The following is a 22,391-nucleotide window of genomic DNA, read 5'->3' on the forward strand; positions in this document are numbered from 1 at the left end:
CGGCCTCAGGGTTTTTCAGATGGAGCGGGCCAGCCGCACAGCGGTATGCCCGCGCATCGGCCTGAGGTTAGGCATGACCAGCAGGCAGTTATCATAAGGCGTTCTGATTTCTTCAGACCCGTCAAATGCCAGTAAAGTCCCCGCTTTTTTAATCACATCGCCGCTGCGAAACGTTTTGACAAACACAAAACGGGACGTGAGGGCCTGTACGTTGTCTGTCACGGTGGCCTGCCGGATTTTCTGGCGGCTGGGCGCAGGGCTGTTATTGGGTGAGACGGTGCCCATCTGTTCCAGAAATGTCTGGCAGACGCTGAGGGCCAGTGTGGCAGCGCTGGGCTGCCAGTGTTGCCCGGCTTCCAGCAGGCAGGCCTTGGCAGTTGTGCGGTTGGAGGCGAAACGCACGTAATCAATCAGCCGGGGACCATCCTCATGTCCGCTATCCTGCACCACCAGCGGCGGAGGGGTTTGGAAAGCCGAAAGAGCTGAGGCCAGCACGCAGCTTTTTTCTGTCATGTTGCTCAAAAGAAGCGGCTCGGCAGGCCAGAGCATGGAATGCAGGTCCAGCAGCGCATCAACCGTGTTGAGGATCGGCATTACGCCGCGCACGCGCTCCATCTCATGCGATGTGTGCTCAGAGGCAATAAGGTCCGGTTGCCAGAGGCGGTTCATGTCCTCATCAATAAAACGGGACAGGGTGGGGCGCGCCGGGTCGAACCGTGCAAAAGCGGCCAGATTGAGAAAAATCAGGGTCAGACGCCCCCGTTCGGGACGGACGGCATGCGTAAGCAAATGATCCAGCGCATAGGCTCCGCTATATTCATTGCCGTGCATGAGTGCCGTGATGGCGACGTGCGGGCCGGGACGGCGGGCTTCAAAATGGTAGGCGCCGGGAATGCCGCAATTGCCGTCTTGCCACGGGCTGAGGTCCGGTGGTGGCAGAGCAATATCAAAATGTGGCAGGGGGAGCTGTGGTGGGGGGAGTGTCTCGGAAAGGGTCCGAAGACGGATGCGTCCCTGTTGCGTGCTCTGGCGGCGGGACGCACAACTCATGACGAAACCCAGCCTGTTATGAAGCTGAAAATCAGGGGGGCATTTTCGCCAGATGAGGGGATAAGACACAGCATAGCGGAGAAAGTATTATCCCCCTTGGCTTATGCTGCAATCCCATCCGTGTCAGGACTCGCCGGCAAGGGTCACAATGTTGGTATGTGTGCGTGTGGTGTCATTGCGCAAACCATCCCGCAGGCCAGCTAGCATCAGGCGGCGGATATGGGGAGTGGTTCTGTTCTTCCAGTACAGTTTTAGCGTGCTGAGGAGCAGGAGGGGAGCGAACGGCAGGAACAGCAATCCGGCAATTTTTTTGTAAAAAAGGATTCTGTTTCTGGTGATATAGTAGATTTTCCACCGGTTGCGGGCAAAGCTGACAGTGGTCTTGCAGTCATGAGAAAATCGGATGCTTGGAACAAACAAAATCTTCAGCCCCAGGCATCGTAATTTCCACGCATAGAGGATGTCATCTGCGTAGATGAACAGGTCTTTCTGCGGCAGTCCCAGCGGGCCACGCACCAGAGCGGCACGGACAAAGAAGCCCACAAAGGAGGCATAATCGACCGGCAGAGGTTTGTTTTGCTGGTAAGCCGCAGGATCTATGGCAAAGGTGCGTCTGCGCGTCTTCAGAAGGCGGAAAAAATTCCCGATGCTGGCAAACGGGTTCAGGCCGGGCCGATTCATGTCACACACGGTCCCGTTGGGGAAATAGACCGCAGCGGCCACCCCGCCCACCGTGGGAGGGAGAGGGAGGGACTGAAACAGTCTGAGCGCGTCAGGCTGCGGCCAGGCATCATCATCAAAACAGACAAGCCAGTCACAGTCTGTCTGGCGCGCGGCATAGTCCATGCCACGTGCAAACCCGCCCGCACCCCCGCTATTTACGGCTTCATGCACGCAATGCAGGCGCGGGTCTGTCTGGGTTTCCAGCCAGTCCCGCGTGCCATCCTGACTGGCGTTATTGACCACCACCACGGCGGAGAAATTCTGGGCGAGCGTGTGCTCCAGAACTGTTTTCAGCATGGGGAGCCGGTTGCAGGTGACAATGACGGCTGTCACCTTGCATAAATGTTGTCCGGCTGAGGAGGCAGGTTGATGAGGCATATCGAGCCTTACAACGCGCGCTTGATGCGCGAGGCAACCCCGGACAAAGGCCTGCGCAGGGGGCGCGGCAGCAGATGCCAGCCGCGTGTCAGCACCCGGCGTACCAGACTGTGCCGGAAGGGGGCCGGTTCATCCCCCGGCGCCGTGCCGCCATTGAAAATGGCTTCATACCAGAAGGTTTTCCGCAGGAAGAACCAGTAGAAAAAGCTTAGCGGTGCGTTACGGTTGTTCCAGGGTTTGGCCTCATACCCGGCATAATGCACAATTTTCGGGTTTTTGAGGTCTTCCAGAACCTTGGCGCGCCAGTCCGCATTCAGATGCGGGAAGATTTCACGGATGCTGTTCACACAGTTCCATGACGTATCCAGCATTTTGACTTTGCCGATCAGATATTTGTTCAGAATATCCTGATCAAGGAACCAGTAGCGCCGGTTGCTCAGGTCCTTGATGGCGGCGTTGGAAATATTGGCGGCCCGGAAGGCATCAAGGTCAAACAGGATGACGCCTGCCTGAAAATAGGCATCGCCCCGGCCTTGCAGCCCCAGATATTCGCTCAGATAGCGGCTGGCGGGGAGGGCTCCGGTTTCTTCCATGGAGCGGATGCCTGCATTCACGAAGTTCTTCATGATCAGGTCAGGCGTTGCCGCAATCACGTTGCCATCCAGCGGTGTGTCCCACAGGCGGCATAGGTCCGTCAGAACAATGGTGTCGCAATCAATATAGAGCGCACGCGGATGATGCTGGAGAAGCTGCCCCAGTGAGAGCCGGTAGAACGTGGCCGGAGAGAAATGCATATGCGTGCTGATGCCGCGATACATATGCTGGCAGTCCAGAAAAGTCAGGCTGCCTTTACTGGCGGGCAGATCAATATGGAACTGCCGCTTCAGCAGATTGCGTTTGAGGGGCGGAATGCCCCCGTCCAGCACAACCAGTTCCAGAAAACGGTCTCTGTTGAAGGACGCCTTGATGGATTCCAGCAGGGCTGCCAGATGCGGAACAAAATTTTCATCTGCCGCAGTGACAATGGTCACGGCGTTCGCTGCGGGGGCCGACGGGTTCTTGGGGAGGATGACCTCTTTCCCGGTTTTTGTATTTTCAAAGAAGCAGCGTGCGCGTTCAATCACGCCCTCTTTGGGCACATGCGGGGAGGCCATGAACACGTTGAACAGCCGTTCACCCAGATAGCCGTAAATCCGGCGGGCCTGAGCGGAGTAATTCGTCAGGTCTGCCCGGCGTTCCACTTCTGCGAGAATGGCGAACAGCCACGCGCAGTAAGTGTCAAACAGGTCCCGCCGGAAGACGAAGACATTGGTAAAGTAGCCCTCATCCGCGGCCATGACCGTATCAAAGGCGGCGAGATCATCCGGGTAGAGGTCGGCAATCACCGCGCGGGTCAGGGTCAGATCATGCGCGAAGTGGTAATCGGCTTCCACATAATGCTGGTAGAACGACGTAAAGCCGACATTCCGCACGGACCACTTCTCCGGGAGAACGGCGCAGGCGTTGGGTGTGTTTTCAATCGTCTTGCGGACAGTCGCGGCGTTCAGGCCCATCTGCTTCAGCGTCTGGGGCGTCATGTCCGGCAGGGTGATGCAGCCATACTGGTCGGGCTTGAGCCCTGTGCAGGCAAAATCCAGAAACCGCCGATAGTGCATGAAGCCAATCCATGCGGCGTCCTGATCATTTTTCCAGGCCCAGTACAGGGCTGTCAGTTCACAATATTCCCGGTTTTTGCTGGAAATATTGTCACCCGTATCATCCCCCCGAATGGGCAGGTGCGTGGTGGCCAGCGCCCGGCCCACCTGAATGGGGCGAAACACCTCATCTTCAAACGTAAAGCCCGCGGCGTGATGGCAGACATAAATATGAACCGGGCCTAAGCCAGTCTGGCGTGTGCTCATCGGGCGCTCTTCGTGCAAATCATGAGACTATGGTCCACTGTTTTGTGCCCGCGTTCAAGTGCCGGATGTGCGACGTGGGGCGGGCTTCCCTCCGCGCGGTGTTCGGGAGGTCTGCTTAGGCTCGGGCGCGTCCGGCAGTGCCTGTTCCTGCGAAAGAATACGCAGGCGCACGGATGCTCCCAGTTCAATCTGCCGCAGCTTTGCGCGCTCCGCAGCGGCACAGAGCGTCAGCGCGGAACCGGTCTGGCCCGCACGCCCTGTGCGGCCGATGCGGTGCAGATAGGCTTCCGGCTGATCTGGCGGGTCATAGTTCACCACGTTTTTCACGGATGGCAGGTCCAGTCCGCGCGCGGCGATGTCGGTTGCGACCAGCACCAGAATTTTGCCAGCGGCAAAGCTGGCCACCGTTGCATTGCGCTGGGCCTGAGAAAGGTCAGCATGCAGCGGGGCGGCCTGAACGCGGGCTTTTTTGAGTGTGGCGGCCAGTTGGTCGGCTTCGGCTTTGGTTTTGACGAAAATAATAGCTCGGTTGGTGCGGTCCCGTATGAAAAACTGCCGCAGGAAGCCGGTTTTCTGGGCAGGTTCTATAAAGAGTGCGCCCTGACGAATAGGGCCACGCTTTTCTGCGGCACGGGTAATATGAATTTCTTCTGGCCGCCGCAGCAACTGCTGAACGGTCTGTTTCAGTGCTGCCGGTAGCGTTGCGGAGAAAAACAGCGTCTGCCGGACAGGGGGCAGCAGGCTGACAATGGCAGCACTTTCTTCAAAAAATTCCGGGGAGAACAGGCGGTCCCCTTCATCCATCACCACGCGGGTGCAGGAGGCGAGCATAATCTCCCCGCCATCGGCAAAATCCAGCAGGCGGCCGGGGGTGGCAATCAGCACACGCGGTCCGTCATGCAGCAGCCGCTCGGCCTGATGCGCCCGGTCAGCGCCGCCATAGAGCGGAATAACCGCAACGGTGCCCGCTTTCTGGCGGGAATTATCGGCCTTCTGGCCCAGACAGGTGCGGAATACACGCGCCGTCTGCAAAGCCAGCTCACGCGTGGGGACCAGCACCAGTACATCCTGCGTGCGTTTGCTTTCCAGAAGCTGTTGCAGCATGGGCAGGGCATAGGCGGCCGTCTTGCCCGTGCCGGTTGGGGCAATGGCCAGAATATCTTTCTGTGCAAGGGCTGCGGGAATGGCGGCGTGCTGGATGGGCGTGGGCTCTTCCATGCCTGCCTGTGCGGCCCATGTGCACAAAGACGGCAGAAGGCCCATTGCCTCAAAGCTGTTGGACATGCTGTGTGGTATCCGTCCTGACCGGGTTTGAAACGAAAAAAAGCAGGGGAGCCTGATGGCTGAAGACGTATATGCCGGAAAGGTGCCGGGTTCAAATCCTGTCTCCGCTCTGGTGGTGGGGGAAGATTTTGCCGGCATGCGCTCTCAGGCTCTGGGGCTGGCAAGCCGGGCGGGGTGGGAGAGCCACTTTCAGGCCGTCAGCCCCGGTCGGCTTGCACGTTTGATGCTTGCCGGTCCGCAGGTTCTGGCCCGTCCTTTTCTGCGCACATCCTCCGGCGCACCGTTTGGGAGCATGCCGGAACTGGCGCAGGCGAATGTGGTCATCAGCATTGGCGGCAAAGGTGGTGCGATAGGGGCGGCGCTGCGGGCGCCGGGGCGGCCTGTGGTGCAGGTGCAAAATCCGCGTCAGTCTCTGGAGCGGTTTGATCTGATTGTAGCCTGTGAGCATGACGAAATTTCCGGCCCCAATGTGCTGCTGGGTCGCACGGCTCTGCATGGCCTGACACCAGAAGTGCTGGCGCAGGCGCAGCAAGACTGGATGCCCCGTTTTGCCGGTCTGCCGCGTCCGTTGATTGCTGGGCTGGTGGGCGGCTCGAACGGGCGTTTCAAGTTTGGGGTTCAGGAAGCCCACAAGCTGGGGGCGCTCCTGGCACAGGCTGTCGGGCAACAGGGCGGAAGCCTGATTGTCACGCCTTCTCGTAGGACAGACCCGGACGCCCTGCGGGTTCTGACGGAATTGGTGGAAGGGGCTGGCGGCACCGTCTGGAACGGTGAGGGAGACAATCCGTATCGGGGACTGGTGGCCTGTGCGGATAGTCTCGTGGTGACGATGGATAGTGTTTCCATGGTATCCGAGGCCGTGGCAGGACCGGCCAGCGTGTTTGTGTTCCCACTGCCGGGCCGCTCCCGGCGGATTACCCGCTTTCTGCAAGGACTGGAGGCGGCAGGCCGCATCCGCATGCTGGATGAGGACATATCCGCTCAAGGCCTGACGCCATGGGCTGTCACGCCGCTGGATGATACGCCGGAACTGGTGGCAGAAATGCATCGGCGGCTGGGATTCTAGGGGCAGCGTTTCCCAGATCGGTCAGTGACTTCCCGGCGGCAGGCGCTTAAGAGAAACACACAAAGCAGAACCAAAGGAAAAGCCATGAACAAGCAGCAACCGGGTGGCGTGGTGTTCAGAACCCTTGTGCAGATTAATGCCGGGCGGTCTTTTCTGGCCAATCTGGGTGGGTTTGCCTGCGTCGTGCTGATGCTGGGGCTGGCCAATATTTTCTGTCGCAGCATTTTGCATACGGATCTGTTGTTTGAACTGCGTCTGCTGATTGTGGCTGTTGCTCTGTATTTCTTTGTGCCGCCGCTTGCGCTCTGGCTGTGGACAGGCCGGACGTCTGATAAGCCGTAACGAGGCAGCAAGCGCGCTTTTCCACCATAGCCGCCCTGCATCCGGGTCCGTCAGGGGTAGGAGAGGTGCGAGATCCGTGCTTTAGGACTTATCCATAACAACGAGGTTGATGATGGATAGTGACGTTAAGTGCCCCAAATGCGGTTCCGCCTATGCGTATCAGGATGGCGCATTGTGGATCTGCCCGGAATGCGGGCACGAATGGAGCCAGCAGGATCAGGCCGCCGAGGCTGACGGCGCAGAAGGCAGCACGGAAATCCGCGATGCCAACGGCAATGTGCTGGCCGATGGGGATACTGTGACCGTGATCAAGGATCTGAAGGTCAAAGGGTCTTCACTGGTGGTCAAAGGCGGCACGAAGGTTAAGGGCATCCGTCTGTCTGATGGCGGAGACGGGCATGACATTGCCTGCAAGATCCCCGGTATCGGGGCCATGAACCTGAAATCCGAGTTCGTGAAGAAATCCTGACACTGAGGCAGGCAAACCTGCCCGCAGCGTCGTTATGAAAAACGGCCTCAAACGCCAGCCCGGAATTTTCAGGCTGGCTGTTTGAGGCCGTTTTTTTAAACCCAGATTGTTCCGAGCAGAATAAGAGTGCCGACAATCAGTGCTGCCACATGGCGCATGACATGTTCGGGAGAGTCTGGCGGCAAAACCAGATAATACTGAAAGCAGTAGATCAGCAGGCCGCAGCCCACGATCACCAGAATGGTGCGGGCAATGGGGAAGGAAGAAAAATCACGCGGATCAAGCTGCATCGTGTGGTCTCCTCCCTTCGGGCCGTAATCTTTGTCTTATGTGCCTGAAAAAGCCGAGACAGGGTAGCCTTGTACGAACAGGGCTGTTCTGAGGGATGTCTGGTTGATCTGTGCCGCAACGGCTTTGCGCACCACCGGCTTGGCATGGAAGGCCAGCCCCAGACCGGCTTTTTTCAGCATCGGCAGATCATTCGCGCCATCCCCGATTGCCAGCGTTTCTGCCAGCGGGATTCCGTGCTCAGTGGCCAGACGGTCCAGCAGAGCCAGCTTGGTGTCTGGCCCAAGAACTGGGTGCCCTGTCTCACCGGTCAGAATGCCCTGCGCCTCATCCACAATCAGCGTATTGGCATGGTCTTCATCAAACCCGCACAGGGCTGCCACGCGGGATGTAAAGAAGGTGAACCCGCCGGACACAAGGGCCGTATGCGCCCCGTGCGCGTGCATGGTCTGCACCATCTCTTTAGCACCCTCGTTCAGGGTGGCATCGTTCCACGCCTTTTCCAGCAGGGCAGACGGAAAGCCTTTCAGCAGGGCCACGCGTTCCCGCAGGGCGGTAGCAAAATCCAGCTCACCATTCATGGAGCGGGTGGTAATGGCGGCAATTTTCTCGCCAATGCCCGCATGAGTGGCCAGATCATCCAGCGTTTCATTCGCCACGATGGTGCTGTCCATGTCCGAGACCAGCAGTCGTTTGCGTCGGCTGGCCTGATGTGTCAGGACCGCATCAATCGCCCGGCCTTCCAGTGCAGCATGCAGGGCTGGCAGGTGCTCGGCTGCTGTGGCGGGGCAGGGGATATCAACCGCTTCTTCCGGTGAGAGAACGGTGATGTCCCGTGCGCCATCCAGCGTATCCCGCGCGAGGGCGATGGTAGCGTTATCAAGGGTGGTGGCGTCGCGTTGTGCGACAAGTGTCAGAACAAAGCTCATCATTTCAGATCGGTGTGTGACAGGAATGCCCGCATGAAGCAAGCGGAAGACCAGACAACCCAACCCCCGGCCCTGATCATTGCCGGACCAACCTGTTCGGGCAAATCTGCTCTTGCCCTTGCGGTAGCGCAGGAACTCGGCGGCACCATCATCAATGCGGATTCCATGCAGGTGTACAAAGACCTGCATGTGCTGACAGCCCGCCCGAGTGCAGCAGACGAGCAGGTTGTACCGCATCGCCTTTATGGCGTTCTGCCCGCCGCGGAAAAAGGCAGCGTGGCCTGGTGGCGCACGCAGGCTCTGGCCGCCATGGATGAGGCATGGGCCACAGGCCGCCTGCCCATTTTGTGTGGCGGCACCGGGATGTATATGCGCGCCCTGACCGACGGGTTGGCGGAAATCCCCGATTGCGGGGAGGCCGCACGGACGGAAGCGCGTGCACTGGTGGCAGAGGAGGGGGCTCCCGCTCTGCATGCCAGGCTTGCCGAGGTTGATCCTGAGATGGCGGCCCGTTTGCAACCGGTTGATTCGCAGCGTGTCTCCCGTGCGTGGGAAGTGTGGCGGGGAACGGGCCGTAGTCTGGCATGGTGGCAGGCTCAGCCGGGGCTACCGCCTGCACCGTGTCGGTTTACAGCCTTGCGCCTGTTGCCGCCCCGGCCGGAACTGCGTGCCAGAATCGCTACACGGTTTGAAGCCATGCTGAAACAGGGCGCTGTGGAAGAAGTACAGGCACTCCTTGCCCAGAAGCTGGACCCGGCCCTGCCCGCCATGCGGGCGCACGGCGTGCCAGAGCTTGCGGCCATGCTGCGTGGAGAGATGTCCGGGGAGGAAGCGGCCCGCCTCGCTATCCTCGCAACGGGCCGTTACACGCGGCGGCAGGCCACGTGGTTTGCGCATCATGACCTGACAAAACCGGGCCAGACGTATGATCTTGATACGTGCATACCTGAGTTCGCGAAATTTTCGGAAAGAAAATGGTTCGAAATTATTTCTTTTATTCTTTTCGGGATTGACGGTTGCCAGCGGGTTCCCTAAAGATGCGGCCAGCCCCTCCATGGGAGAACAGGATAAGATGACACCGCAGACCGCCTCTTCAGCACCCGATGCACAGAAACCGCAGACCCTTCCGGGCGCGGAAGTGCTTATGCGCGCGCTAGATGAGCAGGGTGTGGAAGTTATTTTCGGCTATCCCGGTGGCGCTGTGCTGCCGATTTATGATGCCCTGTTCAAACAGAACCGTATTCGCCACGTGCTGGTGCGGCATGAGCAGGCCGCCGTGCACGCAGCGGAAGCCTATGCCCGCTCCACCGGCAAGGTGGGCGTTGTGCTGGTAACCAGCGGCCCCGGCGCTACCAACGCGGTGACCGGCCTGCTGGACGCCCTGATGGACTCCATTCCGCTGATTTGCCTCTCCGGGCAGGTGCCGTCCTCCCTGATTGGTAATGATGCTTTTCAGGAAGCCGACACCACGGGCATTACCCGCCCGGTAACGAAATACAATTATCTGGTCCGCCGGCCTGAAGATCTGGCCCCTGCGGTGCATGAAGCGTTCACCATTGCCCGCTCTGGCCGCCCCGGCCCGGTGCTGATTGATCTGCCCAAGAACATCACGGTGGGTGATGCCCCGTATGTTGCCGCCAGCCAGACGCCGATGCGCGTTGCTAAAGGCACGGCTGAGCCGGACCGTGAGGCCGTGAAACGCGCCGTTGCCGCTATGAAAAAGGCCCGTCGTCCGCTGTTTTATACAGGTGGCGGTGTGATCAACGCGGGTCCGAAAGCCTGTGAAAATCTGCGCAAGCTGGTGAAGCTGACGGGCTTCCCCATTACGTCCACGCTGATGGGCTTTGGGGCCTATCCGGGGAACGATAAGCAGTATCTGGGCATGCTGGGCATGCACGGCATGTATGAGGCCAATCTGGCCACTCATGGCTGTGACGTGCTGATTGCTCTGGGGAGCCGGTTTGATGACCGCGTGACGGGCCGGGTGGATGCGTTCTCCCCGGATTCCTTCAAGATCCATGCCGATATTGATGCGTCCCAGATCAACAAGATCATCCCAGTCGATCAGCCGATTGTGGGCGATGCCGGTCGGATTATCGAAATGATGATCGAGGAGTGGGAAAAAGAACCCGCTTACGCGCATCAGGCCGATCTTGCTGCCTGGTGGGAGCAGATTGAAGCATGGCGTGCGCTGGACTGTCTGCGGTTCTCGCAGGATCAGGCCCCGGATGCTGTCATCAAGCCGCAGAAGGCCATCCAGCGGATTTATGAACTGGCGCGTGAGACAGGTCGGGACACGTATGTGTCGACCGAAGTTGGCCAGCACCAGATGTGGGCTGCCCAGTTCTTCCGGTTTGACGATCCGAACCGCTGGCTGACGTCCGGTGGTCTGGGCACCATGGGTTATGGTCTGCCCGCAGCCGTTGGCGCGCAGATTGCACATCCCGATGCGCTGGTGCTGGATATTGCCGGTGAGGCTTCCACCCTGATGAATATTCAGGAACTGGGGACCATCGCGCAGTATCGTCTGCCGGTTAAGCTGTTCATTATCAACAACCACTATATGGGCATGGTGCGCCAGTGGCAGGAACTGCTGCATGGGTCTCGCTATTCCGAAAGCTATAGTGATGCCCTGCCGGACTTTGTGAAGCTGGCGGAAAGCTTCCATGCTAAAGGCCTGCGGGCCACACGGATGGAAGAACTGGATGACACCATTCGTGCTGCTCTGGAGCATGATGGTCCGGTGGTTGTGGATCTGTGCGTGACGGAAGGGGAAAACTGCTTCCCCATGATCCCCTCAGGTGCGGCGCATAATGAGATGATCCTTGGTCCGGACCAGGAAGAACGCGGTGCGAAGGTGACGCGTGAGGGCATGATGCTCGTCTGATTGCTCCTCCTTTCTTCTTCGCCGTGTGAGGCACACGGCTTGTTCTGGCGTGTTTTCAGGAATTTTTTCAATGCAGCAGGAAGCTCCCGGCTCTGCGGTCATCTCTCTTCTGGTCGATAACGAAAGCGGGGCACTGGCCCGTATTGTCGGCCTGTTCTCCGGCCGCGGTTATAATATCCGCAGCCTGACGGTGGCTCCGGTGGACGAGCATGGCATGCAGTCCCGCGTGAATATTGTGACCACCGGCACCCCGGCCGATATCCGGCAGATCAAGGCGCAGGTGGAGCGGCTTGTGCCGGTTTCCCGCGTGGCAGATCTGACGGCAGATGGCCCGCATGTTGCGCGTGAGATGGCGATGATTAAAGTCGTCTCCTCTGGCGAACCCCGCACCGAGGCGCTGCGCATTGCGCAGGCGTTCCGGGCGCGGGCGGTGGATACAACAGCTTCGTCCTTCGTGTTCGAGCTGACGGGGTCTACCGACAAACTTGACAGTTTCATCGAGCTGATGCGTCCGCTTGGGCTAGTTGAGGTCTCCCGTACCGGAGTCGCCGCAATCTGCCGCGGTCCCCAGACGATTCAGTCCCTCTGAAGGTGAAAGAGCAGAGCGCCCGCGCTCTGACAGAATAAGGAAGAAACAGTATGACAATGCGTGTGTATTACGACCGCGATTCTGATGTGAATCTGATTAAATCCAAAAAAGTTGCTGTTATCGGTTACGGCAGTCAGGGCCACGCCCACGCCAACAACATGAAAGACAGCGGCGTTAAGGATATCGTGATCGGCCTGCGTGAAGGCTCTTCCGCAATCGAGAAGGCACAGCAGGCTGGCTTTACGGTCATGACGCCGGATAAAGCCGCAGCATGGGCTGATGTTGTCATGGTGCTGACGCCGGATGAAGGCCAGGGTGCCCTTTACAAGGACTCTCTGGAAAAGAACCTGAAGCCGGGTGCCGCTCTGGCATTTGCTCATGGTCTGGCCATTCATTTCCGCATCATTGAAGCCCGCCCGGATCTGGACGTGTTCCTGATCGCTCCGAAAGGCCCCGGCCACACGGTGCGTTCTGAATACCAGCGTGGCGGCGGCGTGCCCTGCCTCGTGGCAATCGCACAGGACAAATCAGGTTCCGCTCTGGACATCGCTCTGTCCTACGCATCCGCTATTGGCGGTGGCCGTGCAGGCGTGATCGAAACCACCTTCAAGGAAGAAGTGGAAACCGATCTGTTTGGTGAGCAGGCTGTTCTGTGTGGTGGTCTGGTCGAGCTGATCCGCGCTGGCTTTGAAACGCTGGTTGAAGGCGGTTACGCCCCGGAAATGGCATACTTCGAGTGCCTGCACGAAACGAAGCTGATTGTGGACCTGATTTATGAAGGCGGTATCGCCAACATGAACTACTCCATCTCCAACACGGCTGAGTATGGTGAGTATGTGTCCGGCCCGCGCGTGATTACGCCGGAAACCAAGAAGGCCATGAAAGGCATTCTGACGGACATCCAGAACGGCACCTTTGTCCGTAACTTCATTCTGGAAAACCAGTCCGGCAACATCGGCTTCAAGGCAACGCGTGCGCGTAATGATGCCCACCAGATTGAAGCTGTTGGTGCAAAACTGCGTGGCATGATGCCGTGGATTGCAAAATCCCGTCTGGTCGACAAAACCAAGAACTAAGAAGCCAGCCAGTTTCTGGTTGCTTCAAGAAAAGGGCCTGTCGGGTAATCCGGCAGGCCTTTTTTTATGCCTTACGGCAAGGTGGGATTGGTTTCCCCCAGAAAGATGCTGGCTTCATCCGGCCTCCATTCTCCAGTGTTTTCATCCCGCCCTTGCAGAACAAGGCGCGGGGTGGAGGTGCCGCGCTGTTTCACGGCCTCTTGCAGAAATGGCTGCATGTCTGCCGTCTGTTTGCGATTGATCAGGCAGCAGAGCCGGGTTTCCGGAAAAGCCGAGAGCAGATGGCCGGAACTGTCTTCGCCCGCAAAAATAATCAGCGGTGGTTGTTTGCGGTGCGCCATGTGCGTGTGGATGATTGAGGTTTTTCCCACTCCGAAGGGGAACGGATAATTGGCTTCCTCCGTCTGGCCATAGAGCTTTTTATGCTGTGTGAGGCGCGCACCAAAAATATGCTCGCGGCGTAAATTGTAGCCATATTCAGCCGATGTTGCGAAAATAGCGACACTTTCTTCCAGCGAGGATGTGCAGATAATCGGGTCGATGCCCTGTTCCTGCAAAATCTGGAAAAGGTCTGCCATTTCCGGCGTCAGGCGCAGCGCCTGCGTGATGGTCACGCTCAGAGGGCCGGTTCTGCCGGGGCGGCTGGCCGGGCTTTTCCATGTCACGCGCTCAATGGACTGGCCAAGCGCGCTCTCATTCGCGGCGCGGGTAAGGGCGACAACATCCTGCACGGTCTGGCCTGCCAGCAGGCGGATGAGCCCGCGCTGGGCCACTTCCTCCCCATGTGTGGCGCGCAGAGCCTGATGATACAGCGCCATTCTCGCCCGGAAGGCCTGCAGGGCCGGATCATCCGCCAGCTCTTCTCGTGGGAGCGGGTGCGGCATATGGCCGTAATGCGCGGCAAGGGCGCGGTAGTCTTCCAGAATATCCTGTATCAGCTCAGAAAAAATGATGGGCTGGCCAGCAAGGTTTTTAAACGGGGCAGGGAGAGGATGCTCGGACCCACCTACGTGCAGAAGGTGCCGGAACTGCTCGGCAGGGAGCAGAAAACTGAAATGTTCCAGCATAAAATGGAACAGGGTTTCCTGAACATTGCCGACAATGGCGGTTTCATCCCAGTCAAACACCGCATAGGGACGCTGGTTGGCGTCATACCCTTCGGAATAGTGGCCGTGTGCATCCATCACGCTTTGCAGGGCGGCGCGCGTGGCGGGGGCCCATTTCAGGACCTCCAGCGTAGGGGGCGGCACATCTGAGGGTATGAAGGATGTTGAAGCCTGAGCAAGGCGTGGGGCGGCCAGCAGGCTGGTGAGGCCAAGACCAAAAGAGCGGCGGGAGAGAGACGGCAACATAGGGTTTCCGGACTGTCGAACACTGATTTGATCAAAACTGATGAAAGAGTGCCTGATGTTCCGGAGGCTGTCACGGCCCGAAAGCTGGAAAGTGTTTAATCTGGAAAGTGCGAGGGCAGCGGCGAGTAGAGGGGCAGCCGTTAGAGGCCGCGCGTAAGGGGGGCGGACGAGCCCAGCGCCACGCCTGCGTTGTGCAGAGCCGTGAGGGTAGGGGTGAGGTCCGGGGCAATGCCTCGGCAGGCATCGGTTAGCACAACTGTCTGGAAGCCTGCTGTGCAGGCATCCAGCGCGGACGCTTTCACGCAGTAATCCAGCGCCAGCCCGCACACAAAAACGCGGGTGATGCCGTGACGCTGCAAGAGGGTTGCGAGCGGCGTTCCCTGCGTGTCTGCACCGCCAAACGCGGAATAACTGTCCTGATCAGCCCGTGTGCCTTTGAAGACGGCGACTGTGCTGGTGGGTAAGGCAAGGTTGGGTGCCAGTGCGGCCCCCTGTGTCTCTGCAACGCAATGCGGCGGCCAGCCCTTCGGATGGGCAGAGCTTTTAAAAGAGATATGTTGCGCCGGGTGCCAGTCCTGCGAGGTGACAATCAGTCCAAAAGGCAGTCGCACCAGTTCCTGAATAACGGGCAGAATGGCGTCGCCTTCCGGCACCGCGAGCGCGCCACCGGGCAGAAAATCATTCTGCACATCAATAATCAGCAGCGCATCAGACGGGCCGGGCGTCAGGCTGGCTGCGTCTGGTGCGGGTGTGGGCAGAAGAGGGTGGGGGCCTGATGTCATGGAACACATCCTCTTCTGCATTGCGCTTTTGGTGGCTCAGGCGTTTCCGGGAACCAGACGGGAGAGGGCCCGAGCGCGGCCAATCAGCGGCAGAAGGTCGCTGAGTTCCGGACCATGTTCCTCACCCGTCAGAGCCAGACGCAGCGGACGGAACAGAGCCTTGCCGGAGCGACCAGTCTGCTCACGCAGGGCGGTCGTCCAGGCTTTCCATGTCGTCGTGTCCCACGGTTCCGCCGGCAGCAGGTCCGCAGCCTGCTTCAGGAAGTCCTGTTCGTCTTCCTGCACGGGGGGGATAAGTGTGCCATCGGTCACGGTGTGCCACAGGCGCGCTTCGGACAGCAGGTCCAGATTGCCCCGGATGGCCAGCCAGAAAGCTTCGGTAGCGCCTTCCGGCAGACGGTCCTTCACGGCGTCAAACGGAAGCTGGCCCAGCAGCTTGTGGTTCAGCCCCAGCATCTGGTGCGTATCAAACCGCGCAGCAGAGCGGGAGATGTGGGAAATATCGTACACCGCAGCCTGCTCGGCAAACGGCAGCAGAACCGGATCATCCGAGCTGCCCAGACGAGCCAGATAGGAAATCAGGGCTTCCGCCTCAATCCCATCCTGCCGCAGGGTGCGCAGGGAGAGCGCATCAAAGCGTTTGGAAAGCTTGCCGCCGTTTTCATCCAGCAGCAGCGGCAGATGCGCAAAGCGGAAATGGTCCGGGCGCGCGCCGAGGGCTTCTGCAATATCAAGCTGCACGCCGGTATTGGTCACGTGGTCTTCGCCACGGATGATGTGCGTGACGTCTGTTTCCAGATCATCCACCACAGAGGCCAGCGTGTAGAGCACGGTGCCATCGGTGCGGACCAGAACCGGGTCGGACACGGACGGCAGTTTAACCTGACAATCGCTCATGACCAGATCGCGCCAGCGGACAACGGTATCGGACAGTTTGAAGCGCCAGTAAGGCACCTTGCCGTTGGCTTCTGCAGAGGCCCGCTGCTCGGGTGTTAGCTTGAGCATCGCGCGGTCATACACCGGGGCGCGGCGCTGGCGGATCTGTGTTTCCCGCTTGGCGGCGAGTTCATATTCGCTTTCAAAGCAGGGATAGAGGCGGCCAGAGGCCTTCAGCTTCTTGATGGCCTGCGCGTATCGGTCCAGCCGCTCGGTCTGGCGGAAGGTTTCATCCCACGTGATACCCATCCACGTCAGATCCGTGCGGATGGCCTCAACGTGGCTCTCGCGGGACCGCTCTGTGTCCGTATCATCAATACGGAGCTGAAAGCTGCCACCGTTGCGGCGGGCAAACAGAGCATTGGCAAGAGCAAGACGGGCGTTGCCGACATGCAGCATGCCGGTGGGGCTGGGCGCAAAACGAAGCTTCATGGGGTCTCTATGCCGTGAGCAGAGGCGAAATACCAGCCTCTGCCAGAGTGTCGAATGGGTTTAGTGGAAAGAAGGCTCTTCCGGCTCGCCGGGCAGGTCCTCGTCGGCGTCTTCATCTTCCACCAGACGGCGGGGGTCCAGCGCACGCCAGTCGCGTTCCATCGGGGTTGCGCGGGTCGCGGCAAAATCATCCAGCTCGTTGGCGGAAGACCAGCCACTGTCTCCGGCATCAATCACCAGGGCGTCTTCACCAAAGCTCATCCAGGCTGTCAGCACATCCTTGGCGGAGGAGCCGGGCATGCGGCACCGTTCCACGCTATCCCGCACATAGGTGCGGGCAAAAGCGTTGGCATGGGCCAGATCATGAAAGCCACCGACTTCTTCAGAAATATTATCTTCCGCACCGCCGGACAGATCCAGAATGCGCACGCGCCACGTTTTGTCCTCGGGGGAGGGGGTGTCCGTCATTCCTCTTTGCCTTTCTGTGTCTTCTGTGCGGACGGGAGCAGAAACTCACGCCCGATTTTTACGCGTTCCACGCCGTTATAAGAGACAATATCGGCTGTGGCGTAGGTTTCGTTCCATCGGTCGGGGATAAAAGATCCGGTGCCGACAATATCAATTGGCGCACGCGCATCGGCCATACAGGCGCATTTGGTTACGCCAAAGCCAGAGGACGCGATGATCTTGACCTGCGGGAAGCCCGCTTCATCCAGCGCATCCCGCATGCGCCACACGGCAGCCGCGGAGACGCCGGTGCCAATCAGATAACGGAGTTCGGAATCGGACCGATAGCGGCGCAGCGACTCCGGCGCGTGCCGGTCCAGCACAGCATAAGAAAGCTGCGGGTTCAGCCCTTCCAGAAAGCGGCCGCCGTGGGTGTCCAGCCGCATGGCCAGACGTCCTTCTGCCGCAAGCTGCGGGAAGCGCCGGCAGACCGCCAGCGCATCCGTAATTTCCTGCCCGAAATAGTCCACCAGCACAACCAGCGTCGCGTCTGGATACATTTCGTGAAACATTTCCGCGGCACGGACAGTGGAGCCCGCATAGCCAATCAGAGCATGTGGCATGGTGCCAGCACCATCCTGCGTGCCGAAGAACGGCGCTACGGCGTCATTCGCGGTGCCGACAAAGCCAATCGCGCCGTCGCGCTGGGCAGTACGCCCGCCAACGGAGGCTGCATAGGCCATGAGTTCCTGCATCTCAAACCCGGCGCAATGGCGGGCGTCCATGGCCAGAAATCTGGTCTGGGGCAGGGAAATGGCAATCTGATAGGCGCGATGGGCCGCCACGCACGGGCTGCCAAGCTTTTGCAGCAGCAGTGTTTCAAGGTCTGCCAGATGCGTGAAGGAGCCGGTAATATAGACCAGTGGCTCACCAGCACCCACCCAGTCGCCTTCCGGATGGACCAGATCGACCGAATAAGGACTGTTGCGTTCTGCCATGACATTTTTCAGCCATTCCAGCATCAGCCCCGGTGCGGAAATGACCGGGCGGCGGATGAAGAAGGCATACGTCACCTGACAATCGCCAAAATGGGAGACAATTTCCCGCGTGCGATTGAAGTAGGAATCCGTCCGCGCATGAATGGTCGCGTCGGGCAGCGGGGCCGATGTGTAAGCCGTGGTCAGGCCGGGCGCATCCGTGCCTTGGGGGGAATGCGTCATACTCTCAGCGCTCCGTTCCGGTTTGAGGTGGACGGATGATGGTCTCTCCGGAGGGCGCGGTAAAGGCACCCCCCGGTTCTGTGATCACAGACCAGTCAGTCAGATTTTAGCGTTTGCCCGTCAGCTCTTCCGCCAGCAGGAAGGCGATTTCCAGAGACTGCTCGGCATTCAGGCGCGGGTCACAGAAGGTCTCGTAGCGGCTGCCCAGATCATCTTCTGTCAGGCAGTTCGCCCCCCCCACGCATTCCGTCACGTTCTGGCCGGTCATTTCCAGATGCACGCCGCCTGCATGCACGCCTTCTGCCTTGCTGACATCAAAGAAGCCTTTGATTTCCTTCATGATGGCATCGAAGGAGCGCGTCTTCACCTTATGGGACGTGGAGATGGTGTTGCCGTGCATCGGGTCCGTCAGCCAGGTGACGGTGCGGCCTGTGCCTTTTACAGCGCGCATCAGCTGCGGCAGGTGGTTGCCCAGCTTTTCAGCGCCCATGCGGGAAATCAGGGTAATGCGTCCGGCTTCATCCTGCGGGTTCAGGATTTCCAGCAGCTGTTCCAGATCTTCAATGGTGGTGGTGGGGCCAACCTTGATACCGATGGGGTTGCGCACGCCGCGCAGGAATTCCACATGCGCGCCGTCCGGCTGGCGGGTCCGGTCGCCAATCCACACAAAATGCGCAGAGCAGTCATACCATTCGCCAGAGGTGGAATCGACGCGGGTGAGGGCCTGCTCATACGGCAGCAGCAGAGCTTCGTGCGAGGTGTAGAATTCCGTCTCGTCCACCTGCGGGGCGGAGGCCGCATCAATCCCGCAGGCCTGCATGAAGGAGAGGGTCTCGCCAATGCGCTCAGCCATCACGCGGTAGCGGTCGGCCAGCGGAGAGCGTTCCACAAAGCCCAGATTCCAGCGGTGCACTTCATGCAGGTTGGCATAACCACCGCGGGAGAAGGCGCGCAGCAGGTTCTGGATGCCGGTGGACTGGAAGTATCCGGTTTCCATACGCAGCGGGTCAGGGATACGGGCTTCAGCCGTGAATTCCGGCCCGTTGATGATGTCACCACGGTAGGACGGCAGCGTCACATCACCCTGCGTTTCCGTGTCGGATGAGCGTGGCTTGGCAAACTGGCCTGCCATACGGCCCAGTTTGATAACCGGCACTTTTGCACCAAAGGTCAGCACAACCGCCATCTGCAAAAGAACGCGGAACGTGTCGCGCACTACATCAGCCTTGAATTCACCAAAGCTTTCGGCACAGGCACCCCCCTGCAGAACAAAAGCTTCACCCTTGGCGGCTTTTGCGAGCTGGGCGCGCAGGCGACGGACTTCACCGGCAAACACCAGCGGCGGGTAGGAACTCAGGCGGCCTTCAACAGTTTTTACAGCATCCTGATCCGGATAGGTGGGCATCTGCCGGACTGGAAACGACCGCCAGCTATCCGGCATCCAGGCTTTAGACGTCGGGTGGGGCTGGTTGAGCGAGGCACTCATGGGTCGATCCTGTCTGTTCATACTTGAGATAAAAAAGGGAAGGCCGGATGGAAAACGGAAGGGCCTTACACGTTCAGTGAGCGTGAAGGGGTGCCTTTATGTCTAAAACCACCGCAATACGCAAATTTTGTTAAGGCCAGATGGGGCCGTTCTTTAATGACTGCAATACGGATTGCGTATGGGGAATGGCGCCCGTGTGGCTGGGGTATGGCTGTTCTGGAAGGAAACCGGAACGGCAGACTTCCAATGTTTCCAGCACCATAGCCCCTTTCTGACCGCCGGTGTGGGGCAGAACAGGATGTGATCAAACCTGATTGGATTTTTTTGCGGGTTGGTGCGATACTGAAAACTTGTCGCCCGCGCCAGTGTCTCTGAGTGCAGGTTATGGTTCATTTCTTTCGCGGGGTGACGCGCAATGGCGCAGCTGCGTAAACCATCTTTACTTCTGCTCACCGGGCTTTGCCTTGGTTTCAGTCTGGCAACCGGCCTGTCCGCTGCTCATGCTGATCCGGCGCTGACGCCTGATGACAATATTTCCTTCGGGGATGACGCGTCTTCTCAGTCTGGCAAAAAGTCAGCCGAAAAGAAGACCGTGCATGGTCACCGTAGCCTGCCGCCGGGCTATCAGGATGCGCCGTCCATGGAATTCAATCACGGTGCTGACCCTGACCATCTGGCCAAAGTGCATCGTGATGCCGTGACGGGTTCCGACCTCTCCCGTTATGGATCTGCTTATGAAAGCAGTGGGCCTTATGGCTCCGGGCAGCTTGGGGATTCGACCGGGAATGGCTGGGTGACGCCCCGCTAATCCGGTTACGGCGTGAAGCCTGCCTGCGCAGAGATGCAGGCGGGACTTCTAGTCCTCCTCCACGACTGCCACCGTGGCTTGGCCACTGGTTAAATCCTGAATACGATCTGTAATCATCTCCTGCTGTTCCAGAGGCAGGGTGAGCACAATCTGGGCGCCCGTGCTGTCAAACTCAGGCGGTGCGCTCTCTATCCCCGTCCAGTCCTGCATACGGGCCTGCATGAGGGACAGAAGCGAAAACGGGCAGTGAAAACTGAGCCGGATACGCTCGATCAGCTCCTCTTTCGGGGCTTCCCGCAAACATTCGGCTGCTGTGCCGCCATAGGCCCGTACAAGGCCGCCAGCGCCAAGTTTGACCCCGCCAAACCAGCGGGTGACGACGATGGCGACAAGATCCAGCTTTTGTGCCGTAATCATCTGTAAAATAGGCCGACCTGCCGTGCCGGAGGGTTCTCCGGCATCATGGCAGCGACAATGCGGCCCAACCTGCCAGGCCCAGCAATGGTGCGTGGCGTCTGGCTCTGCTGCGACAATGGCTGAAATAAAGGCGCTTGCGTCCTCAATGGTATGCACAGGTGCAGCGCTGGCCACAAACCGGCTTTTTTTGATCTCCCGTTCCAAGGTGTACGGGCCGGTTAGTGTTTCCGTCATGGCGCGCATGATAAAGGGCCAGCCAGAGGGCCGACAAGGCCCGTGCAGGCGAAAAATCAGGCGTTTTAGGGCCATATGCCGCGCCGTGCATGCGGTGCATGAACGATAGCTGCCGGCAGGCGTTGTTTGTTCTCTCTTGGCCTCCCATCTTGGAAGGGATTGCTTCAGATCGGGCCTGCACCGGATGGGCAAGAATGGAATATGCCAGACCTGCCAGAGCAGGACTGAAACGGAGACATAATCTGTATGAACGAGTCCGTGACGCGCGTGATCAACGCCATGAGCCGCTCTGAGTTTGTTGCGACATTCGGGTCTGTTTTTAAGGACGCGCCCTGGGCGGCGGAAGAAGCCTATGAATGCCGGCCTTTTTCAGACCTTTCGGGCCTGAAAAGCACGATGATGGCCATGGTGCGCGGCGCACCGGAGGACGCGCGTCTGCGGGTTCTGCGCTCCTATCCCGGGCTGGATAGTGTGGTGGCTGTGGCCTCTCCGCGTGAGCAGATTATCTCCGGGTCCACCGCACCGGCGGGGCTGGACCAGTTGTCGCCTGAGGAATTTGCGCAGTTTCGGTCCCTGAACAAGTCGTACAATGAACGGTTTGAGATGCCTTTCATTCTCTATGCCGAGGGCAATACGGCGGAAGGTGTCATGAAGCTGCTTGAACAGCGCCTGCGGCATGAACCTGAGGTGGAAGAGGCGATTGCCTTCCGGGAAGTGGGCCGTTTTGCAGATCCTGAGTTTGAAGCCATTTTCCAGAAGCTGGCAGCAAAAGAGAGCGACTGACCCATGGCTCGGTTCGGAGGCCGGTGACGGGGGCGTGTGTGCTATGGCGCTCCTGCATTGCGCATCGGGTTAAAACCGGGCAAAGATCGGCAAGCTTGAGGCAGTTTGTACGCGGGAGGTCAACGCGCTATGGCACAGTGGTTCCGTAAAGGGTGTGTTCTGTTTGCTGGTCTGTGGACTGTTGCTTTGCCAGTGCTGACAGTCACTCCCGCTCTGGCGGATGATGACGATGATGGTGGTGAAGAAGGCCATAAAGGCCCGGATATGCACCATCTGGCTGCCAAGCCCCCGCTGCCGCGTGCGCATAAGGATTTCAGCAAGTTCCGTTACCGCCCGGCAGGGGACAAGGTGCAGGAACAGGCTGACGCCAACCGCCTGCTGTTCTGGACGCAGGATGGCAAGCCGGATGGCTATGCCGAGCGCCGGGGCAGCAGCATTATCTATTACAATGCACAGGGGCAGGCCACGCGCGTGCAGCGCCTGGAAGCGTCCGAACTGGAAGACTGAACCGC

At 59.2% G+C, this 22,391-nt stretch carries 23 protein-coding genes; 10 read left to right on the forward strand and 13 right to left on the reverse strand.

Going from position 1 to position 22,391, the window contains the following annotated elements; translation table 11 throughout:
- Positions 1 to 15: 15 nt before the first annotated feature.
- The 4 genes from HK23_RS07630 to HK23_RS07645 all read right to left on the reverse strand — a co-directional run bounded on the left by HK23_RS07630 (position 16) and on the right by HK23_RS07645 (position 5,336).
- Positions 16 to 1,050, reverse strand: coding sequence for a M14 family metallopeptidase (locus HK23_RS07630; RefSeq protein WP_086653506.1), 1,035 nt, complete (start codon positions 1,048 to 1,050; stop codon positions 16 to 18).
- A gap of 123 nt (positions 1,051 to 1,173) precedes the next feature.
- Positions 1,174 to 2,106: a glycosyltransferase gene (locus tag HK23_RS07635; RefSeq protein WP_218777700.1), complete on the reverse strand. Its 933-nt coding sequence runs from the start codon at positions 2,104 to 2,106 to the stop codon at positions 1,174 to 1,176.
- 53 nt (positions 2,107 to 2,159) lie between these two features.
- The gene (locus HK23_RS07640; RefSeq protein WP_086653508.1) at positions 2,160 to 4,052 is read right to left on the reverse strand and encodes a DUF4422 domain-containing protein; all 1,893 of its coding nucleotides are present in this window, start codon (positions 4,050 to 4,052) and stop codon (positions 2,160 to 2,162) included.
- A 54-nt stretch (positions 4,053 to 4,106) separates the two neighbouring features.
- The gene (locus tag HK23_RS07645) at positions 4,107 to 5,336 is read right to left on the reverse strand and encodes a DEAD/DEAH box helicase (protein ID WP_086653509.1); all 1,230 of its coding nucleotides are present in this window, start codon (positions 5,334 to 5,336) and stop codon (positions 4,107 to 4,109) included.
- Between the two features lie 55 nt (positions 5,337 to 5,391).
- Here HK23_RS07645 and HK23_RS07650 point away from each other — a divergent pair, with 55 nt between their 5' ends.
- From HK23_RS07650 to HK23_RS07660, 3 genes are all read left to right on the forward strand, one after another.
- Positions 5,392 to 6,402, forward strand: a complete 1,011-nt coding sequence (locus tag HK23_RS07650) for a mitochondrial fission ELM1 family protein (RefSeq protein ID WP_086653510.1) — start codon at positions 5,392 to 5,394, stop codon at positions 6,400 to 6,402.
- 84 nt (positions 6,403 to 6,486) lie between these two features.
- Positions 6,487 to 6,744: a hypothetical protein gene (locus HK23_RS07655; protein WP_179193843.1), complete on the forward strand. Its 258-nt coding sequence runs from the start codon at positions 6,487 to 6,489 to the stop codon at positions 6,742 to 6,744.
- Positions 6,745 to 6,856: 112 nt separating this feature from the next.
- A complete protein-coding gene (locus tag HK23_RS07660; RefSeq protein ID WP_063908534.1) occupies positions 6,857 to 7,213 on the forward strand; it encodes a zinc ribbon domain-containing protein YjdM in 357 nt (118 codons plus the stop codon).
- Positions 7,214 to 7,308: 95 nt separating this feature from the next.
- Here the strand turns inward: HK23_RS07660 and HK23_RS07665 are convergent, their stop codons facing one another.
- Positions 7,309 to 7,503, reverse strand: coding sequence for a hypothetical protein (locus HK23_RS07665; RefSeq protein WP_043553631.1), 195 nt, complete (start codon positions 7,501 to 7,503; stop codon positions 7,309 to 7,311).
- Between the two features lie 36 nt (positions 7,504 to 7,539).
- Positions 7,540 to 8,433 (reverse strand): phosphoserine phosphatase SerB, encoded by an 894-nt coding sequence (serB, locus tag HK23_RS07670; RefSeq protein WP_086653522.1) that lies wholly within the window; start codon positions 8,431 to 8,433, stop codon positions 7,540 to 7,542.
- 30 nt (positions 8,434 to 8,463) lie between these two features.
- Here serB and miaA point away from each other — a divergent pair, with 30 nt between their 5' ends.
- From miaA to ilvC, 4 genes are all read left to right on the forward strand, one after another.
- Positions 8,464 to 9,465, forward strand: a complete 1,002-nt coding sequence (gene miaA, locus HK23_RS07675) for a tRNA (adenosine(37)-N6)-dimethylallyltransferase MiaA (protein ID WP_086653511.1) — start codon at positions 8,464 to 8,466, stop codon at positions 9,463 to 9,465.
- 37 nt (positions 9,466 to 9,502) lie between these two features.
- Entirely contained in the window at positions 9,503 to 11,317 is a 1,815-nt protein-coding gene (gene ilvB, locus HK23_RS07680; RefSeq protein ID WP_086653523.1) for a biosynthetic-type acetolactate synthase large subunit, read from the forward strand.
- Positions 11,318 to 11,387: 70 nt separating this feature from the next.
- Positions 11,388 to 11,906, forward strand: a complete 519-nt coding sequence (ilvN, locus tag HK23_RS07685) for an acetolactate synthase small subunit (RefSeq protein WP_063908491.1) — start codon at positions 11,388 to 11,390, stop codon at positions 11,904 to 11,906.
- Positions 11,907 to 11,962: 56 nt separating this feature from the next.
- Entirely contained in the window at positions 11,963 to 12,982 is a 1,020-nt protein-coding gene (gene ilvC / locus HK23_RS07690) for a ketol-acid reductoisomerase (protein ID WP_063908536.1), read from the forward strand.
- A 71-nt stretch (positions 12,983 to 13,053) separates the two neighbouring features.
- On the opposite strand, the gene HK23_RS07695 is transcribed toward ilvC, so the two are convergent.
- The 6 genes from HK23_RS07695 to HK23_RS07720 form a co-directional block, all read right to left on the reverse strand.
- A complete protein-coding gene (locus tag HK23_RS07695) occupies positions 13,054 to 14,334 on the reverse strand; it encodes a lipoprotein pyruvate-formate lyase (RefSeq protein ID WP_086653512.1) in 1,281 nt (426 codons plus the stop codon).
- A gap of 140 nt (positions 14,335 to 14,474) precedes the next feature.
- Complete coding sequence (locus tag HK23_RS07700; protein ID WP_086653513.1) at positions 14,475 to 15,116, reverse strand: nicotinamidase; 642 nt, start codon at positions 15,114 to 15,116, stop codon at positions 14,475 to 14,477.
- A gap of 36 nt (positions 15,117 to 15,152) precedes the next feature.
- Complete coding sequence (gene gltX / locus HK23_RS07705; RefSeq protein WP_086653514.1) at positions 15,153 to 16,484, reverse strand: glutamate--tRNA ligase; 1,332 nt, start codon at positions 16,482 to 16,484, stop codon at positions 15,153 to 15,155.
- A gap of 60 nt (positions 16,485 to 16,544) precedes the next feature.
- On the reverse strand, positions 16,545 to 16,952 hold the full coding sequence (locus HK23_RS07710) for a hypothetical protein (protein ID WP_061502067.1): 408 nt from the start codon (positions 16,950 to 16,952) through the stop codon (positions 16,545 to 16,547).
- Positions 16,949 to 18,151 carry a nicotinate phosphoribosyltransferase gene (locus tag HK23_RS07715; protein WP_082881793.1) on the reverse strand — a complete coding sequence of 401 codons (1,203 nt, stop codon included), beginning with the start codon at positions 18,149 to 18,151 and terminating at the stop codon, positions 16,949 to 16,951. The genes HK23_RS07710 and HK23_RS07715 overlap by 4 nt, the downstream gene beginning before the upstream one ends.
- A 106-nt stretch (positions 18,152 to 18,257) precedes the next feature.
- Positions 18,258 to 19,637: a class II 3-deoxy-7-phosphoheptulonate synthase gene (locus HK23_RS07720; RefSeq protein ID WP_063908494.1), complete on the reverse strand. Its 1,380-nt coding sequence runs from the start codon at positions 19,635 to 19,637 to the stop codon at positions 18,258 to 18,260.
- A 415-nt stretch (positions 19,638 to 20,052) separates the two neighbouring features.
- Here HK23_RS07720 and HK23_RS07725 point away from each other — a divergent pair, with 415 nt between their 5' ends.
- On the forward strand, positions 20,053 to 20,445 hold the full coding sequence (locus HK23_RS07725) for a hypothetical protein (RefSeq protein ID WP_043553642.1): 393 nt from the start codon (positions 20,053 to 20,055) through the stop codon (positions 20,443 to 20,445).
- A 48-nt stretch (positions 20,446 to 20,493) separates the two neighbouring features.
- Here HK23_RS07725 and HK23_RS07730 read toward each other — a convergent pair whose 3' ends face one another.
- Positions 20,494 to 21,096 (reverse strand): IMPACT family protein, encoded by a 603-nt coding sequence (locus HK23_RS07730; protein ID WP_086653524.1) that lies wholly within the window; start codon positions 21,094 to 21,096, stop codon positions 20,494 to 20,496.
- 246 nt (positions 21,097 to 21,342) lie between these two features.
- Between HK23_RS07730 and uraD the strand changes: the two genes are divergently transcribed.
- Both uraD and HK23_RS07740 read left to right on the forward strand, forming a co-directional pair.
- The gene (gene uraD, locus HK23_RS07735) at positions 21,343 to 21,879 is read left to right on the forward strand and encodes a 2-oxo-4-hydroxy-4-carboxy-5-ureidoimidazoline decarboxylase (protein WP_086653515.1); all 537 of its coding nucleotides are present in this window, start codon (positions 21,343 to 21,345) and stop codon (positions 21,877 to 21,879) included.
- 129 nt (positions 21,880 to 22,008) lie between these two features.
- Positions 22,009 to 22,386, forward strand: a complete 378-nt coding sequence (locus HK23_RS07740; RefSeq protein WP_086653516.1) for a hypothetical protein — start codon at positions 22,009 to 22,011, stop codon at positions 22,384 to 22,386.
- Positions 22,387 to 22,391: the final 5 nt, after the last annotated feature.

Source organism: Acetobacter malorum (assembly GCF_002153605.1).
GTDB classification, from domain to species: Bacteria; Pseudomonadota; Alphaproteobacteria; order Acetobacterales; family Acetobacteraceae; genus Acetobacter; species Acetobacter malorum_A.